General features: G+C 41.5%; 13 protein-coding genes. 2 read left to right on the top strand and 11 right to left on the bottom strand.

Annotated elements, in window-relative coordinates:
- Both CUB63_RS17080 and thiH read left to right on the top strand, forming a co-directional pair.
- Entirely contained in the window at positions 1-780 is a 780-nt protein-coding gene (locus CUB63_RS17080) for a thiazole synthase (protein WP_006534716.1), read from the top strand.
- On the top strand, positions 780-1,898 hold the full coding sequence (thiH, locus tag CUB63_RS17075; RefSeq protein WP_109848572.1) for a 2-iminoacetate synthase ThiH: 1,119 nt from the start codon (positions 780-782) through the stop codon (positions 1,896-1,898). Before CUB63_RS17080 ends, thiH begins: the two co-directional genes overlap by 1 nt.
- A gap of 236 nt (positions 1,899-2,134) precedes the next feature.
- Here thiH and CUB63_RS17070 read toward each other — a convergent pair whose 3' ends face one another.
- The 11 genes from CUB63_RS17070 to CUB63_RS17020 all read right to left on the bottom strand — a co-directional run.
- Positions 2,135-3,106, bottom strand: a complete 972-nt coding sequence (locus CUB63_RS17070; protein WP_109848571.1) for an Rpn family recombination-promoting nuclease/putative transposase — start codon at positions 3,104-3,106, stop codon at positions 2,135-2,137.
- A 187-nt stretch (positions 3,107-3,293) separates the two neighbouring features.
- Entirely contained in the window at positions 3,294-4,649 is a 1,356-nt protein-coding gene (locus tag CUB63_RS17065; protein ID WP_109848570.1) for a polysaccharide deacetylase family protein, read from the bottom strand.
- A gap of 80 nt (positions 4,650-4,729) precedes the next feature.
- Complete coding sequence (gene rpoC / locus CUB63_RS17060; RefSeq protein WP_072064765.1) at positions 4,730-8,956, bottom strand: DNA-directed RNA polymerase subunit beta'; 4,227 nt, start codon at positions 8,954-8,956, stop codon at positions 4,730-4,732.
- A 122-nt stretch (positions 8,957-9,078) separates the two neighbouring features.
- Positions 9,079-13,107: a DNA-directed RNA polymerase subunit beta gene (rpoB, locus tag CUB63_RS17055; protein WP_109848569.1), complete on the bottom strand. Its 4,029-nt coding sequence runs from the start codon at positions 13,105-13,107 to the stop codon at positions 9,079-9,081.
- A 350-nt stretch (positions 13,108-13,457) separates the two neighbouring features.
- The gene (gene rplL, locus CUB63_RS17050) at positions 13,458-13,823 is read right to left on the bottom strand and encodes a 50S ribosomal protein L7/L12 (RefSeq protein ID WP_023583093.1); all 366 of its coding nucleotides are present in this window, start codon (positions 13,821-13,823) and stop codon (positions 13,458-13,460) included.
- A gap of 63 nt (positions 13,824-13,886) precedes the next feature.
- A complete protein-coding gene (gene rplJ / locus CUB63_RS17045) occupies positions 13,887-14,384 on the bottom strand; it encodes a 50S ribosomal protein L10 (RefSeq protein ID WP_006534706.1) in 498 nt (165 codons plus the stop codon).
- 326 nt (positions 14,385-14,710) lie between these two features.
- Positions 14,711-15,412 carry a 50S ribosomal protein L1 gene (rplA, locus tag CUB63_RS17040; RefSeq protein WP_069368741.1) on the bottom strand — a complete coding sequence of 234 codons (702 nt, stop codon included), beginning with the start codon at positions 15,410-15,412 and terminating at the stop codon, positions 14,711-14,713.
- Positions 15,413-15,416: 4 nt separating this feature from the next.
- Positions 15,417-15,845 (bottom strand): 50S ribosomal protein L11, encoded by a 429-nt coding sequence (rplK, locus tag CUB63_RS17035; protein WP_006534703.1) that lies wholly within the window; start codon positions 15,843-15,845, stop codon positions 15,417-15,419.
- A gap of 146 nt (positions 15,846-15,991) precedes the next feature.
- The gene (gene nusG / locus CUB63_RS17030; RefSeq protein WP_004246900.1) at positions 15,992-16,537 is read right to left on the bottom strand and encodes a transcription termination/antitermination protein NusG; all 546 of its coding nucleotides are present in this window, start codon (positions 16,535-16,537) and stop codon (positions 15,992-15,994) included.
- Between the two features lie 7 nt (positions 16,538-16,544).
- Positions 16,545-16,922, bottom strand: a complete 378-nt coding sequence (secE, locus tag CUB63_RS17025) for a preprotein translocase subunit SecE (RefSeq protein ID WP_006534701.1) — start codon at positions 16,920-16,922, stop codon at positions 16,545-16,547.
- Between the two features lie 273 nt (positions 16,923-17,195).
- A partial coding sequence (locus CUB63_RS17020) for an EF-Tu C-terminal domain-related protein (protein ID WP_170110801.1) occupies positions 17,196-17,313 on the bottom strand: 118 nt, incomplete at its 5' end.

Here is a 17,313-nt window from a genome sequence, read left to right as displayed (position 1 = left end):
ATGTTAAAAATTGCTGATACAACATTCACATCTAGACTATTTACAGGCACAGGGAAATTTGCAACATCAACACTAATGACAGAAGCTATTAAAGCTTCAGGTAGCCAATTAGTCACGATGGCCATGAAACGTGTAGATCTAAAAAATGGTAATGATGATTTAATCGCACCACTTAAATCATTAGGAGTAAAATTATTACCTAATACTTCTGGCGCAAAAACAGCACAAGAAGCTATTTTTGCGGCTCGTTTAGCCAAAGAAGCCTTTGGCACCCATTGGGTAAAATTAGAAATTCATCCTGACACCAAATATTTACTACCCGATCCTATTGAAACACTTAAAGCCGCTGAGCTTCTCGTTAAAGAAGGTTTTATTGTTTTGCCTTATTGCAGTGCAGATCCTGTTTTATGTCGTCGTTTAGAAGAAGTTGGCTGTGCTGCTGTGATGCCTTTAGGCTCTCCTATTGGCTCCAATCAAGGCTTACAAACTCGTGACTTTCTACAAATTATCATTGAACAAGCCTCAATTCCTGTTGTTGTCGATGCCGGAATTGGTGCACCAAGTCATGCACTCGAAGCTTTAGAGTTAGGGGCTGATGCCGTATTGGTTAATACCGCAATTGCTGTTGCAAAAAATCCTATTCTAATGGCACAAGCATTTAAAGCAGCGCTTGAGGCGGGTGAACTTGCTCGACAATCAGGACTTGCTACACCTGCTTCAGTTGTAAATATGCAAGCACAGGCTTCTAGTCCATTAACTCAATATTTAGAGGCATTCTAATGGACACTTTTTCTGATTATTGGCAACAACTTGATTGGGATGACATTACACTAAAGCTTAATAGTAAAACCAATGCGGATGTTGAAGTCGCATTAAATCGCCACACGCTGACACTTGATGATTTTATGGCGCTGATTTCACCCGCGGGTCGTCATTATTTAGAGCCAATGGCACAACGCGCTCAACAATTAACGCGTCAGCGTTTTGGTAATATCGTAGGATTGTATGTGCCACTTTACCTTTCTAATTTATGTGCGAATGACTGTACTTATTGCGGTTTTTCAATGAGTAATGCCATTAAACGTAAAACATTAAATGAAAGTGAAATCATCGCTGAATGCAATAGTATCAGGCAATTAGGTTTTGATAGCTTGTTATTAGTGACTGGAGAGCATCAAAGAAAAGTGGGTATGGATTATTTTCGCCAATATATCCCTCTTATTCGAAAGCATTTCAGTTCATTAATGATGGAAGTTCAACCTCTTGCTACAGAAGAATATGCCGAGTTAAAAACACTCGGTATTGATGGCGTGATGGTTTATCAAGAAACCTATCATGAACCAACCTATCAATTGCATCATCTAAGAGGTAAAAAACAGGACTTCCATTGGCGACTACAAACACCTGACAGATTAGGGCAAGCTGGAATTGATAAAATTGGTTTAGGCGCATTGATTGGTCTTTCAAGCCAGTGGCGTAGCGATTGTTATATGGTGGCAGAACATCTCTTGTTCTTACAAAAACGCTATTGGAAAAGCCGTTATTCAATCTCTTTTCCTCGTTTACGTCCTTGTGCTGGTGGACTAAGCCCTGCATCAGTAATGAGTGAAGCGGAATTAGTGCAATTGATCTGTGCTTTTCGTATTTTGGCACCTGATGTTGAACTTTCACTTTCAACCCGTGAATCTCCTTATTTTCGTGATAACACAGTGCCATTAGCCATTAATAACATTAGCGCGGGCTCTAAAACTCAACCGGGAGGATATTCTGATAGTCATGAAGAATTAGAACAATTCTCGCCTAATGATAATCGCCATGTTAATGATGTGATTAACGCATTAAAAGAACGAGGATTACAACCCGTATGGAAAGATTGGGATAATTATTTGGGGCGTTAATTAAAGTTTAAATCATATAAAACCACCTTTAGTTTATTTAGTTAGATAAATATGATTATCAAGCTGCTTTTAAATATCGAGATGAATGGTAATTAATCCCTCGGTTATAAAATATGAATACTCCTCTTAAATGATAGAAAGGAGTATTCTATTTATAATAAATACGTAAAGAGATAAAATAAAAAGTTACTCTAATAAATTATTGGTGTTTAATTAATAATAGCTATTGATTATATTTACGAGACTATCAATAATAATTTAATCTCGTGTAGACTTAAACCAGACATTCGTTCGATAAATGGAAGATCAAAATTCTCTTTTAATAATTTTTGTGCCAATTCTAATTGCACTGATTTTCTTCCTATTTCAATACCTTCAGTTTTCCCTAATTCAATACCTTCAGTTTTTCCTATTTCAAATCCTTCATCTATACCTAATTTAAACCCTTTATTTTCTAATCTCCATGCGATATTCATAATTGTCTCTCTGTGGTTATCTACTCGTTCAGCTATCTTATTTATAATAAATTCGAAATCTGATGCATCCATGATTGAGAATAAATATTGTACAACAGCAACAGTGTCTTCATCTCTGCAGTTTTTCTGATTTATGGCTTTTGATAATAGCATTGCAATCTTATTAAGATCATGACAGCTATTAACATGCTTCATTGCAATTTCCATTACCGCCGCTTTTTTATGTGTCAGCAAAATATCATCATCAATCGAGGTCAAATCAATTAAAGAAAAGTCATTAGAATAAATATGATTAGCAAGTGAAGAAAGTGGAAAACATTCCATCCAATTAACAGGAAAAGGATAAGGTTTCTTCTTTCCATGATAAAACAAGATTGGAACAACGAGAGGCAAAGACTTATAACCTTGCTGTAAATGCTGATTCATGGTGCAAAATGCATAGTGCATCATACGCCAAGCTATCATTTTATCAGGTCTAGATTGATGCTCTATCAATAAATAAATGGGCACATCACCCTCTTTGGTTTTCACCAAATATAAAATATCAGACATACGAGAACGTAATTTAATATCAATAAAAGAAGAATTCTGTAATTGCAAAGTCGAAAAATCACACTGGCTTTTTAATTCTTCAGGCAAATGGATAAAGAAAAAGTCTTTGGCATTACTGACATTCATCATAAAACGTTTGAATGCAGAATCATGAGAAGAAATTGATAGGGGCTTATTCATAGCTGACTCCATGCCGAATTTGGACTGCCAGCTTACAGAAAAAAATGTATTCCCCTTACTGAAAAATTATCATAATCATCTGAAAAATATACGTTATTTATTAATTTAAAATGAATTTGTAATAATAGAGAAATACCCTCGATAATTGTCGAGGGTAACTATTAATAATTTTACATAACATCTTTGGTTATTTATCAACAACGATATTTTTATTCACTACTTCATACTCATCATTGCCCACCATCCTCGCAAATTTCTCAATTGGATCGGTACTTAACGCATAGAGTCGTTTTAAAGCAAAAGGCGGATCACCTAAACGTACTTTTCCTTGTTGTGTCGTCACTGCCAATGTCATTCCTGATGCTTTGACTGCATTAATTGCCCTTTGGTTATATCCACCAAAAGGATATGCAAATGCATATTGATGTGGATTTAATAAGCTCAATACACGTTGTGAACGTTGCAAATCCAATATAATTGTGTGGGACTGACGGCTAAAGATAATAGGTTTTTTATTATTATCTAAACGATGTAAAAAATGGGAGTGTGATTGAATATCAAAAACATCACGACTCGATCTAAGTGACTGCCAACTCATAAACTGTAATGAATTAGGTGCCCATTTGGACGTTTTAGATTTTATCCGCGATGAGATAACAAATAGTGTTGCACGTTGGCCATTTTCTTTTAAAAGAGGATAAGCATAGCGATAAACGGATTGCAAACCATCATCAAATGTTAATGCAACAGCTCTCCCTGGTAAATTAATACTCTTATTTAAATAGCCTGCAACTTGATTTAGTGAAAGCGTTTCATATCCGGCTTCTTTTAAATAATTCATCTGCTCTGTAAAGGCAGTTAATGATGTTGTTGTTGATGTATGGCGAAATTTATGGTTTTCCGTTGCTTTGAGAATATGGTGATAAGTAAGTATTGGTATTCCTAAATCAGGCTTTACATCCCTTGATGAAATATAACCTAAGCGGTCACCTAAAGAGATTTCAAACCAATTGATCTTACTTCCATTAGCCTCTTCTTTTATTGTGCGAGAGAGTACGGGATAACGTAAATTGGATAAGAGAGTCGCTATTTGTGGGCTAGCAATATCTTTATCACTATAGATAGGGGTGTTTTTTGTTGTGATCAGATATCCATAGATAGGGTAATCGGTTTTCTTCGTACTATCTGATAAGAAACGTATTTTCTTATCAGCCGAAATAGAAGCAATATCTTCAAAGTAACCATCTTCTAAATAACCTGCTTCCAAATAACCTTGGGCATTTCCAAATTGTATTTTATGGTAATTATTTATCGCATCTGAAACATAAAATCCCTGATTAGGATATAGCTCAGCAACAGGTCTTAATTTATTACCAATAAAAGCATATAAGGTTTTTTGTTGGCGAACCTGCATCAATGTTGTGGTCGGAGTTTCTAAATCCCATTGCGTTTCTGTTGGTATTTCCCTTTCTAAAGAGGTTGCAAAAGCAAAACCAGTAAAAATAAAAAATAGGATAATCAATCCGTTAGTTATTATTCTCATCATTTCGCCTACTTATTGTAGAACAGAAACAAAAAATGCCCTCACAATGGAGGGCATTTCAATCTAATCTAAATTAGATTTTAGTCTTTTAATCCACCAAAACCAGCATTCAGTAATTCTGCTAAGTTCGCAGAGGCTTCATCAGCACTGATTGTTGTTTCAGTTTCATCTGTCGGCAGTTGTGATTGACGACGCTTCATACGATCTTGGTGATACGCATACCCTGTACCTGCTGGGATCAAGCGACCAACAATAACGTTCTCTTTCAAGCCACGTAATTCGTCACGTTTACCTGCTACCGCCGCTTCAGTCAGAACACGAGTTGTTTCTTGGAACGATGCAGCAGAGATGAAAGATTCAGTTGCCAGAGATGCTTTCGTAATACCTAACAGGTCACGAGCATATGTTGCTGGTACTTTACCTTCCTCTTCCAGAATACGGTTTGACACTTTAACGCGAGCGTATTCAACCTGTTCACCTTCAAGGAACTCAGAGCTTCCTGCGTTCTCAATGGTAACTTTACGTAGCATCTGACGAACGATAACTTCGATGTGTTTATCGTTAATCTTAACGCCTTGTAAACGGTAAACTTCCTGTACTTCGTTAGTGATATAGCGAGTAACCGCATGAACACCACGTAAGCGTAGAATGTCGTGTGGTGACTCTGGACCATCGGAGATAACATCACCGCGTTCCACAACCTCACCCTCGAATACGTTAAGCTGACGCCATTTAGGGATCATCTCTTCGTATGCATCGCTACCGTCTAATGGAGAAATAACTAGACGACGTTTACCTTTAGTCTCTTTACCGAACGATACAATACCGCTGATTTCAGCAAGGATTGCAGGCTCTTTCGGACGACGAGCTTCAAACAGGTCAGCAACGCGTGGCAGACCACCGGTGATATCTTTAGTACCGCCTGATTCTTGTGGAATACGCGCTAAAGTGTCACCTGCGTTAATTGTAATGCCATCGTCTAACTGAACAATTGCTTTACCTGGCAGGAAGTACTGTGCTGGCATATCAGTATTCGGAATTAATACGTCATTACCTTGTGCATCAGTGATGCGTAATGCTGGACGTAAATCTTTACCGCTACCTGTACGCTCTGCTGAATCCAGAACAACCAGTGAAGAAAGACCTGTTAATTCATCTGTTTGACGTGTGATAGTTTGACCATCAACCATGTCAGCAAAACGGATGATACCAGATACTTCACTCACAACTGGCATTGTATGTGGATCCCAGTTAGCAACAGTTTCGCCACCGTTAACCGCTTCACCATCACCTTTCGCTAATTGAGCACCGTAAGGCACTTTGTAGCTCTCTTTCGTACGACCGAATTCGTCAATTAAACGTAATTCTGTGTTACGAGAAGTGATAACTAATTTACCCGCAGTATTGGTAATGAACTTCGCATTGAACAGCTTCAGAGTACCTTTGTTACGTACTTGAATACTAGATTCTGCTGCCGCACGAGATGCCGCACCACCGATGTGGAACGTACGCATCGTTAACTGTGTACCTGGTTCACCGATTGACTGTGCCGCGATAACACCGATAGCTTCACCTTTGTTGATGATATGGCCACGAGCAAGGTCACGACCATAACATTTAGCACATACACCGAAGTCTGTGTTACAGGTTACAACTGAACGTACTTTCACGCTGTCAACTGAGTTTTCTTCTAACAAGTCACACAGTTTTTCGTTTAACAGGGTGTTACGTGGAACAAGGATATCGGCAGTACCTGGTTTCAGAATATCTTCTGCAGCTACACGGCCTAATACACGTTCACGCAGTGGCTCTTTAACATCTCCACCTTCGATAACCGGAGTCATCATAACACCTTCGGTTGTACCACAGTCGTCTTCTGTGACAACTAAGTCTTGTGCAACGTCAACTAAACGACGAGTCAAGTAACCGGAGTTTGCTGTTTTCAGTGCGGTATCCGCAAGACCTTTACGAGCACCGTGGGTTGAGATGAAGTACTGGAGTACGTTCAGACCTTCACGGAAGTTCGCTGTGATTGGTGTCTCGATGATTGAGCCATCTGGCTTAGCCATCAGACCACGCATACCTGCTAACTGACGGATCTGAGCTGCAGAACCACGAGCACCGGAGTCAGCCATCATAAAGATGCTGTTGAAAGATACTTGTTGTTCTTCTTCACCATTACGGTTAATAACGGTTTCAGTAGACAGGTTTTCCATCATCGCTTTTGCTACGCGCTCATTCGCCGCAGCCCAAATATCGATGACTTTGTTGTAACGTTCGCCCGCTGTTACCAGACCGGATTGGAACTGTTCCTGAATTTCTGCAACTTCTGCTTCTGCTTCTGCAATGATCTCTGCTTTTTTCGCAGGGATAACCATGTCATCGATACCTACTGAAGCACCCGAACGTGCTGCGTAAGCAAAACCGGTATACATGATTTGGTCAGCAAAAATAACGGTTGGCTTCAAGCCTAATACGCGATAACAGGTATTCAGCATTTTAGAAATTGCTTTCTTACCTAATGGTTGGTTAACCAGCGCGTAAGGTAGACCTTTTGGTACGATCATCCATAAAATAGCTCGGCCGATAGTGGTATCTTTTAAGCTAGTTTCAGTGGTGATGTTACCTTCGCCATCTTTGATCTCTTCAGTGATACGTACTTTAACGCGTGCGTGTAAAGAGGCTAAACCAGCGCGATAAACGCGTTCAGCTTCTTTAGGGCCACTTAGCACCATGCCTTCACCTTTGGCATTGATGCAGTCACGAGTCATGTAGTAAAGACCTAATACAACGTCCTGTGAAGGAACGATGATTGGGTCACCACTTGCTGGAGACAGGATGTTATTTGTTGACATCATCAGCGCACGAGCTTCTAGCTGTGCTTCTAATGTCAATGGTACGTGAACCGCCATTTGGTCACCATCGAAGTCGGCGTTGTATGCCGCACAAACGAGTGGGTGTAACTGAATAGCTTTACCTTCGATAAGGATTGGTTCAAATGCCTGAATACCTAAACGGTGAAGTGTTGGTGCACGGTTTAGCATCACTGGATGTTCACGGATAACTTCATCTAAGATATCCCAAACAACCGCTTCTTCACGCTCAACCATTTTTTTAGCGGCTTTGATTGTTGTCGCTAAACCACGGGTTTCCAGTTTTCCGTAAATAAATGGTTTGAATAACTCAAGCGCCATTTTCTTCGGCAGACCACACTGATGCAGACGCAGGTATGGACCAACGGTGATTACAGAACGACCAGAATAGTCAACACGTTTACCTAACAGGTTTTGACGGAAACGACCTTGTTTACCTTTGATCATATCAGCCAAAGATTTCAGAGGACGTTTGTTCGAACCTGTAATCGCACGACCACGACGACCGTTATCTAATAACGCATCCACAGACTCTTGCAACATACGTTTTTCATTACGTACGATGATATCTGGTGCTGCTAAATCAAGCAGACGTTTTAAACGGTTGTTACGGTTGATCACACGACGATATAAATCGTTCAGGTCAGATGTCGCAAAACGACCGCCATCAAGTGGAACCAGTGGACGTAAGTCTGGTGGTAACACAGGCAGTACAGTTAAGATCATCCACTCAGGTTTATTGCCTGATTGCATGAACGCTTCAAGTAACTTGATACGTTTAGTCAGTTTCTTACGTTTAGTTTCAGAGTTAGTTTCGTTTAACTCTTCACGTAGCGTTTCACACTCTTGTTCCAGATCCATGCTCTGTAAGAGGTTCTGAACAGCTTCAGCACCCATCTTCGCATCAAATTCGTCACCGAACTCTTCTAATGCATCGAGGTATTGCTCTTCTGTTAAGATTTGACCACGTTCAAGGCTAGTCATCCCGCCTTCAACAACAACGTAAGATTCGAAATACAGTACACGTTCAATATCGCGCAGTGGCATATCCAGCAGCAGACCGATACGGGACGGCAGTGATTTCAAGAACCAAATGTGAGCAACTGGAGAAGCTAATTCGATGTGACCCATACGTTCACGACGAACTTTAGTTTGTGTAACTTCAACGCCACACTTCTCACAGATAACACCACGGTGTTTTAAACGTTTGTATTTACCACACAAACATTCGTAATCTTTTACTGGTCCGAAAATACGGGCACAGAAAAGACCGTCACGTTCTGGCTTGAACGTACGGTAGTTAATTGTTTCTGGCTTTTTAACTTCACCAAATGACCATGAACGGATCATATCAGGTGATGCCAGAGCAATTTTGATCGCATCAAACTCTTCGGTCTTGGTTTGCGCTTTCAGAAACTTTAATAAGTCTTTCACGAAATGGCTCCTGTCGGAGTTAGACCTGCCAGGCAAATGACCCCTGTCATTCACCCCTTTAAACCAGTGTAGTCACTGTTTGACAGACTGCCATCTCTAGCAGTCTGTCTATATGGAATCCGTTATTCGTCTTCCAATTCGATGTTGATACCCAGTGAACGGATCTCTTTCAACAATACGTTGAACGACTCTGGCATACCTGGTTCCATCTGATGGTTACCATCAACGATGTTTTTGTACATTTTGGTACGACCGTTAACGTCATCCGACTTAACAGTAAGCATTTCTTGAAGAGTATAAGCTGCACCGTATGCTTCCAGTGCCCACACTTCCATCTCCCCGAAACGCTGTCCACCAAACTGAGCTTTACCACCAAGAGGTTGCTGAGTAACTAAGCTGTACGAACCGGTTGAACGGGCGTGCATCTTATCATCAACTAAGTGGTTCAGTTTCAGCATGTACATGTAACCAACAGTTACTGGACGCTCAAATTGTTCACCTGTACGACCATCGAAAAGTGTAATCTGACCAGAAGTTGGAAGATCAGCTAATTTCAGCATCTCTTTAATTTCCATTTCTTCTGCACCATCGAACACTGGTGTTGCGGTTGGCATACCTTTTTTCAGGTTTTCAGCCAGACGTAACACTTCTTCATCGCTGAAGGTGTCCAGATCAACTTTCTGACGAGGTGCCATACCCAGATCGTAAGCTTTCTGGATAAATTCACGTAATTTAGCAACTTCTTGTTGCTGTTTCAGCATCGCATTGATCTTATCACCGATACCTTTAGCAGCCATACCCAAGTGAGTTTCAAGGATCTGACCGATGTTCATACGTGATGGAACACCCAGTGGGTTCAGTACGAGGTCAACTGGGTTGCCGTTTTCATCGTATGGCATGTCTTCAATTGGGTTAATCTTAGAGATAACACCCTTGTTACCATGACGACCCGCCATCTTATCACCAGGTTGGATCTGACGTTTAACCGCCAGGTAAACCTTAACGATTTTCAGCACGCCTGGTGCCAAATCATCACCTTGAGTGATTTTACGACGTTTAGCTTCCAGTTTCTTCGCGAACTCAGCTTTCAGTTCATCATACTGTTCAGCTAATTGTTCTAACTGGTTTTGCTTCTCTTCATCCGCAATACCCAGTTCTAACCAACGTTCGCGAGGTAATTTATCTAATTTCTCAGCTTCAATACCGCCAGCAATCAGAACACCACGGATACGAGCGAATAGACCAGCTTCAAAGATACGCAGTTCTTCAGTTAAGTCTTTCTTAACTTCACGTAACTGTGACTCTTCGATTTCTAATGCACGTTTATCTTTTTCTACGCCATCACGGGTGAAGACTTGTACGTCGATAACTGTACCAGACACACCATTAGGAACACGCAGAGAAGAATCTTTAACATCAGACGCTTTTTCACCGAAGATAGCACGCAGTAGTTTCTCTTCTGGAGTCAGTTGAGTTTCACCTTTAGGTGTTACTTTACCAACCAGAATGTCACCGCCTTTCACTTCAGCACCGATATAAACGATACCTGATTCATCCAGTTTAGATAACGCAGCTTCACCGACGTTCGGGATATCAGCAGTGATCTCTTCAGGCCCTAACTTAGTATCACGAGAGACACAAGCCAGTTCTTGAATGTGGATAGTTGTGAAACGATCTTCTTGAACAACACGCTCAGATACAAGGATGGAGTCCTCGTAGTTATAACCATTCCATGGCATAAATGCCACGCGCATGTTTTGACCTAATGCTAACTCACCAAGGTCTGTTGAAGGACCATCAGCTAACACATCACCGCGATCAACAGGTTCACCTAAAGATACGCAAGGAGTTTGGTTAATACATGTGTTCTGGTTAGAACGGGTGTATTTAGTCAAGCTATAGATATCAATGCCCGCTTCACCAGCGTAAGTCTCTTCTTCGTTAACTTTGATAACGATACGAGAAGCATCAACATACTGAACAACACCACCACGTTTAGCAACCGCAGTAACACCGGAGTCAACCGCTACAGCACGCTCCATACCTGTACCTACTAGTGGTTTATCACCACGAAGTGTAGGAACAGCCTGACGTTGCATGTTCGCACCCATCAATGCACGGTTGGCGTCATCGTGTTCAAGGAATGGGATCAGTGAAGCACCGACAGAAACAACCTGTTGGGTTGAAACGTCCATGTACTGAACTTGGTCACGACTAAATAAGCTTGACTCACCTTTATGACGGCAAGTCACTAATTCTTCAACGAAGTGATTGTCATCGTCTAATACGGAGTTAGCCTGAGCAATGATGAAGTTACCTTCTTCGATTGCAGACAGATAGTGAATTTCATCTGTTACAGCGTTATTTTCAACAACACGGTAAGGCGTTTCAAGGAAACCGTACTCGTTAGTCTGTGCATAAACAGATAATGAGTTGATCAGACCGATGTTTGGACCTTCAGGCGTTTCGATTGGGCACACACGACCGTAGTGAGTTGGGTGTACGTCTCGAACTTCAAAGCCTGCACGTTCACGGGTCAAACCACCTGGGCCTAATGCAGAAATACGACGTTTGTGCGTAATTTCTGATAGCGGGTTATTCTGATCCATAAACTGTGATAACTGGCTAGAGCCAAAGAACTCTTTGACAGCAGCAGAAATCGGTTTTGCGTTGATCATATCTTGTGGCATTAATGCATCAAGATCGCCTAAAGACAGACGTTCTTTAACTGCACGCTCAACACGCACCAGACCAACACGGAATTGGTTTTCAGCCATTTCGCCAACAGAACGAATACGACGGTTACCTAAGTGGTCGATATCATCCACTTCACCTTTACCATTACGGATATCAATCAGTTTTTTCATTACTTCAATGATATCTTCTTGGCTTAAGATGCCAGAACCTTCAACTTCGTCGCGGCCTAAAGAACGGTTGAATTTCATACGGCCCACAGCAGACAGATCATAACGATCTTCAGAGAAGAATAAGTTCTCAAATAAGTTTTCTGCAGCTTCGCGTGTAGGTGGTTCACCAGGACGCATCATGCGATAGATTTCAACTAATGCGCTTAAACGATCATTTGTAGGATCGACGCGAACAGTTTCTGAAATATAAGCACCATGATCTAAGTCATTAGTAAACAGCGTTTCAATCGTTTTATGACCAGCTTGACTTAAGCGAGCTAACACATCTAAAGAGATTTCCATGTTAGCAGCACAAATCAGTTCACCTGTTGCTTCATCAATATAGTCACGAGCAACCACTTTACCTGCAATGTATTCAACAGGTACTTCAATGCGGTCAATTTGCTCTTTTTCTAATTGACGAATATGGCGAGCGGTAATACGACGGCCTTTTTCGACATACACTTTGCCGTTTGCTTCAATATCAAATGAAGCAGTTTCACCACGCAGACGTTCAGGCACTAATGTCATCATCAGCTTGTTGTTGCTGATTTCAAACAATGTTTTTTCGAAGAATAAACCTAAGATTTCTTCGGTGCTGTAGTTCATCGCGCGTAAAATGATAGTCGCAGGTAATTTACGGCGACGGTCAATACGGACAAAAAGGTTATCTTTAGGGTCGAATTCGAAGTCTAACCATGAGCCACGATAAGGGATAATACGTGCGTTATACAGTACCTTACCAGATGAGTGTGTTTTACCTTTGTCACTATCAAAGAACACACCAGGGCTACGGTGTAACTGGGAAACGATAACACGTTCAGTACCATTGATTACAAAGGTACCGTTATCGGTCATTAATGGGATTTCACCCATATAGACTTCTTGTTCTTTGATGTCTTTAACGGTGCCTTCTGGGGCTTCACGTTCATAAATGACCAGACGCAGTTTTACACGCAAAGGTGCAGAATAAGTTACACCGCGGATCTGACATTCTTTAACATCAAAAACAGGCTCGCCTAAGCGGTAGCTGACATACTGTAATTCAGCATTGCCACTATAGCTTTGGATAGGGAATACGGAACGGAAAGCTGCTTCCAGACCGTTTTGACCTTCAGGATCTTGCTCGATGAACTTCTGGAACGAGTCAAGTTGGATAGAAAGGAGATAGGGAACATCCAGAACTTGTGGACGTTTACCAAAATCCTTACGAATACGTTTTTTCTCGGTATAGGAGTAAACCATAGGGTTCCTCAGCTCGCTGAAAAGTGACCCACTCTGCCTACCCTTAGTTATTAAGGGCGACACGACATTCTGCTAACACTATTTTTTGTAGGTAGGAAAATGTAATTTTCCATAATACTTATTGCTATTACTCTTAAATCATTTCATTGCATTGAGCTCACTACCGAGCTTTTGGACAACGTGGATCGTAGTGACTAACACAGTATATTAAGTCGTCAATAGCAAAAAATATTGAGGTAAAGAGAAAGCCAAAAAGTGTGAAAAAGCTACTCTTACCTTACAGCGCAAAAAGGCTGGTGACCAAAAAATCACCAGCCATCAGCCGTTAGGCTGCACTCTGGGAAGTTAAATTATTTAACTTCAACCTCAGCGCCTGCTTCTTCCAGAGCTTTCTTCAGAGCTTCAGCATCATCTTTGCTTACGCCTTCTTTCAGAGCTGCTGGTGCAGATTCTACTAAGTCTTTAGCTTCTTTCAGGCCAAGACCGGTAGCGCCACGTACTGCTTTGATTACTGCTACTTTGTTACCGCCGATAGCTTTCAGGATAACGTCAAATTCAGTTTTCTCTTCAGCAGCTTCTGCTGGACCCGCAGCAACAGCAACAGCTGCAGCAGCAGATACACCGAATTTTTCTTCCATCATAGAGATCAGTTCAACAACGTCCATTACAGACATTTCAGCAACTGCGTTTAAGATATCGTCTTTAGAAATAGACATAACAAGTGTTCCTAAAATTCAGAAAAAGTTTATACGTAAATAAAGCAACGAAGAAATTGGCTATTAAGCAGCTTCTTTCTGATCGCGCAGAGCAGCCAGAGTGCGAACCAATTTGCCTGCAGAGGCTTCTTTCATGGTTGCCATCAGGCGTGCGATTGCTTCATCGTAAGTTGGGAGTGTAGCCAGACGATCGATGTTCGAACCTGGGATAAACTCACCTTCAAAGGCAGCCGCTTTAATCTCGAATGCTGGGTTCGCTTTCGCGAAATCTTTGAACAGACGAGCAGCAGCGCCCGGATGTTCAGCAGAAAATGCAATCAAGGTTGGACCAACAAATGCATCTTTCAGTACTTCATAAGAAGTACCTTCAACAGCACGACGCAGAAGAGTGTTACGCACTACACGTACAGTAACGCCAGCTTCACGACATGCTTTACGCAGTTCGGTCATTTTAGCTACAGTAACGCCACGGGAATCCGCAACAACTGCAGAAAGCGCACCTTTGGCAACTTCGCTGACTTCAGCAACAATCGCTTGTTTGTCTTGAAGATTTAGTGCCATTAGCTTCTTGCTCCTGGATTAACCGAGTAAAAACTCGGGACTCACATCACTTATAACCACAATGGTATAAGCGCTAAAACACGGTGAGTAGAATCCAGAATATATAATTCTTTATTGGCTCTCTCACCGTCTACGCAGGAAAATTAAGTAATCACTTACACCTGCGGTCTTGGACGGGGTCTGGATAGGCCAGACTCCAACCGAAATTCAGAGAATTTAGTTATGTAGACTTAAATAAAATACCACATAGCTAAACTCAAGGCGTCAAATTCTATACAAATTTGACGCCAAGGTAAAGTCTTTTATGACTTTAGTCTAATCTCAGATTAAACTGTCGCGCTCAAGCTAGCTTGATCAATAGCAACACCTGCACCCATAGTAGTAGACAGGCTTACTTTCTTGATATAAACGCCTTTCGCTGCTGATGGTTTTGCTTTTTTCAACGCAACCAGCAGAGCTTCTAAGTTTTCTTTCAACTGAACTTCGTTGAAATCAACTTTACCGATAGTGGTATGGATAATACCATTTTTGTCGTTACGGTAACGAACCTGACCCGCTTTAGCATTTTTAACTGCTTCAGCAACGTTAGGCGTTACAGTACCCACTTTCGGGTTTGGCATTAAGCCGCGTGGGCCAAGGATTTGACCTAATTGACCTACAACGCGCATTGCATCTGGAGATGCGATAACAACGTCAAAGTCCATTTCGCCAGCTTTAACTTTAGCAGCTAAGTCGTCCATACCGACTAATTCAGCGCCTGCTTCTTTAGCAGCTTCTGCATTTGCACCTTGTGCGAATACAGCAACGCGAACTGAACGGCCAGTACCGTGTGGAAGTACAGTTGCACCACGAACGTTTTGATCTGATTTACGTGCATCGATGCCAAGGTTAACAGCAACGTCAACGCTTTCAACGAATTTAGCAGTAGCCAGTTCTTTCAGTAAAGCAACAGCTTCAGTAATTTCGTACTGTTTAGTTACTTCAACTTTCTCACGGATATTGCGCATGCGCTTGGTTAGTTTAGCCATCAGATTAATCCTCCACTACCAGGCCCATGGAACGAGCAGTACCAGCAATTGAACGCATCATAGCTTCAACGTCAGCACCAGTCAGGTCCGCAGCTTTAGTTTCTGCGATTTCACGAACTTGAGCAGAAGTAATTTTACCTACTTTCTCTTTGTTCGGTTTGCCAGAACCTGATTTCACGCCCGCTGCTTTCTTCAGCAGAACTGCTGCTGGAGGAGTTTTGGTAACGAAAGTGAAAGAACGGTCAGCGTAAACTGTAATAACAACAGGAATTGGTAAACCTTTCTCAACGCTTTCAGTTTTAGCGTTGAATGCTTTACAGAATTCCATGATGTTAACACCTTGTTGACCCAGAGCTGGACCAACTGGTGGACTTGGATTAGCCATACCTGCAGAAACCTGCAGTTTGATATAGGCTTGGACTTTCTTAGCCATTAATTAATTCCTCAATTTGGGTATATCGCCCGGCTAGGGCTCCCCGATTTTACTTTGTTCTGTCTTATGACAAAACAACTCAAAACGAAAGGTGGAAAATTGTAGATAACTTTTCCACCTTTTGCAAGAAAGCAAGGTAAAAAGGTTTAACCTTTTTCAACCTGACTAAAGTCTAATTCAACTGGTGTTGCACGACCAAAGATTGATACAGAGACTTTTAAGCGACTTTTTTCGTAGTCAACTTCTTCAACAACACCATTAAAGTCAGCAAATGGACCATCACTAACACGAACCATTTCGCCTGGTTCAAACAGTGTTTTAGGACGTGGTTTATCACCAACTTGTTGTAAGCGATTCATAATCGCATCAACTTCTTTATCGCTAATTGGTGCAGGTCTGTCTGACGTTCCACCAATGAATCCCATAACACGAGGTACATTACGTACTAAGTGCCAAGTCGCATCATTCATGACCATTTGGACAAGAACATAGCCTGGGAAAAATTTACGCTCACTTTTGCGACGTTGACCGCTACGGATTTCAACCACTTCTTCAGTTGGAACCATAACTTCGCCGAATGAGTCTTCCATTTCGTTTAATTTGATATGTTCACGCAAAGACTGTGCAACACGGCCTTCAAAGCCTGAAAATGCCTGAATGACATACCAGCGTTTTTTTGGAGAATCAGTCATGAACACCTCACAGGCCAGTAATAAATGAAACAAAACGAACCAGAATGCCATCCAGTCCCCAAAGAACTAATGACACAATAGCCGTCACCGCAGCAACAATCAGAGTTGTCTGCAATGTTTCTTGACGTGTTGGCCATACTACTTTACGCATTTCAATACGCGCTTCACGAGCAAATGCTAACGTTGCTTTACCTTGTGTTGTCCACAACGCGAAACCACCTGCTGCTACGAACAAAGCAACAACAGCTAAAGCTCGCAACGCTAGGTTAAATTCACGGTAAAGATAGTTGCCACCCACTGCTACTGCCAGCAATAAAACGGTAATGATCCACTTAGCGATATCACCACCGCGTTTGCTATCTTGAGCTCCGCTATTCGCACTCATAAATTAACCTGTCACTATGATGTAAATAAATAGCCAGCTTGCCTCGCAAGAGCAAAACAAATCAGACTAACCATAAAATCAACTATGATTGCATCTGACACAGTGTCATATCTCTATGACATTCGTATCTGCAAGATACTGGACTCGATTCGTTGTATCAGAGCCTATCTCACCAATAATTTACAACAAACTAGTGATGAGATAGGTTCTTTTTCAAACAACGCATAAAAAGGGCATCAATTGATGCCCTTTTTTAGGAAATTACGCGAGTAATTAACCTAATACTTTAGCAACAACGCCCGCACCTACTGTACGGCCACCTTCACGGATAGCGAAACGTAAACCGTCGTCCATCGCGATTGGGTGAATCAGTTCAACGATCATGTTGATG

Origin of the sequence: Proteus penneri (genome assembly GCF_003144535.1) — a bacterium.
Lineage (GTDB): Bacteria > Pseudomonadota > Gammaproteobacteria > Enterobacterales > Enterobacteriaceae > Proteus > Proteus penneri.
This window is presented reverse-complemented; position numbering and strand designations above follow the sequence as displayed.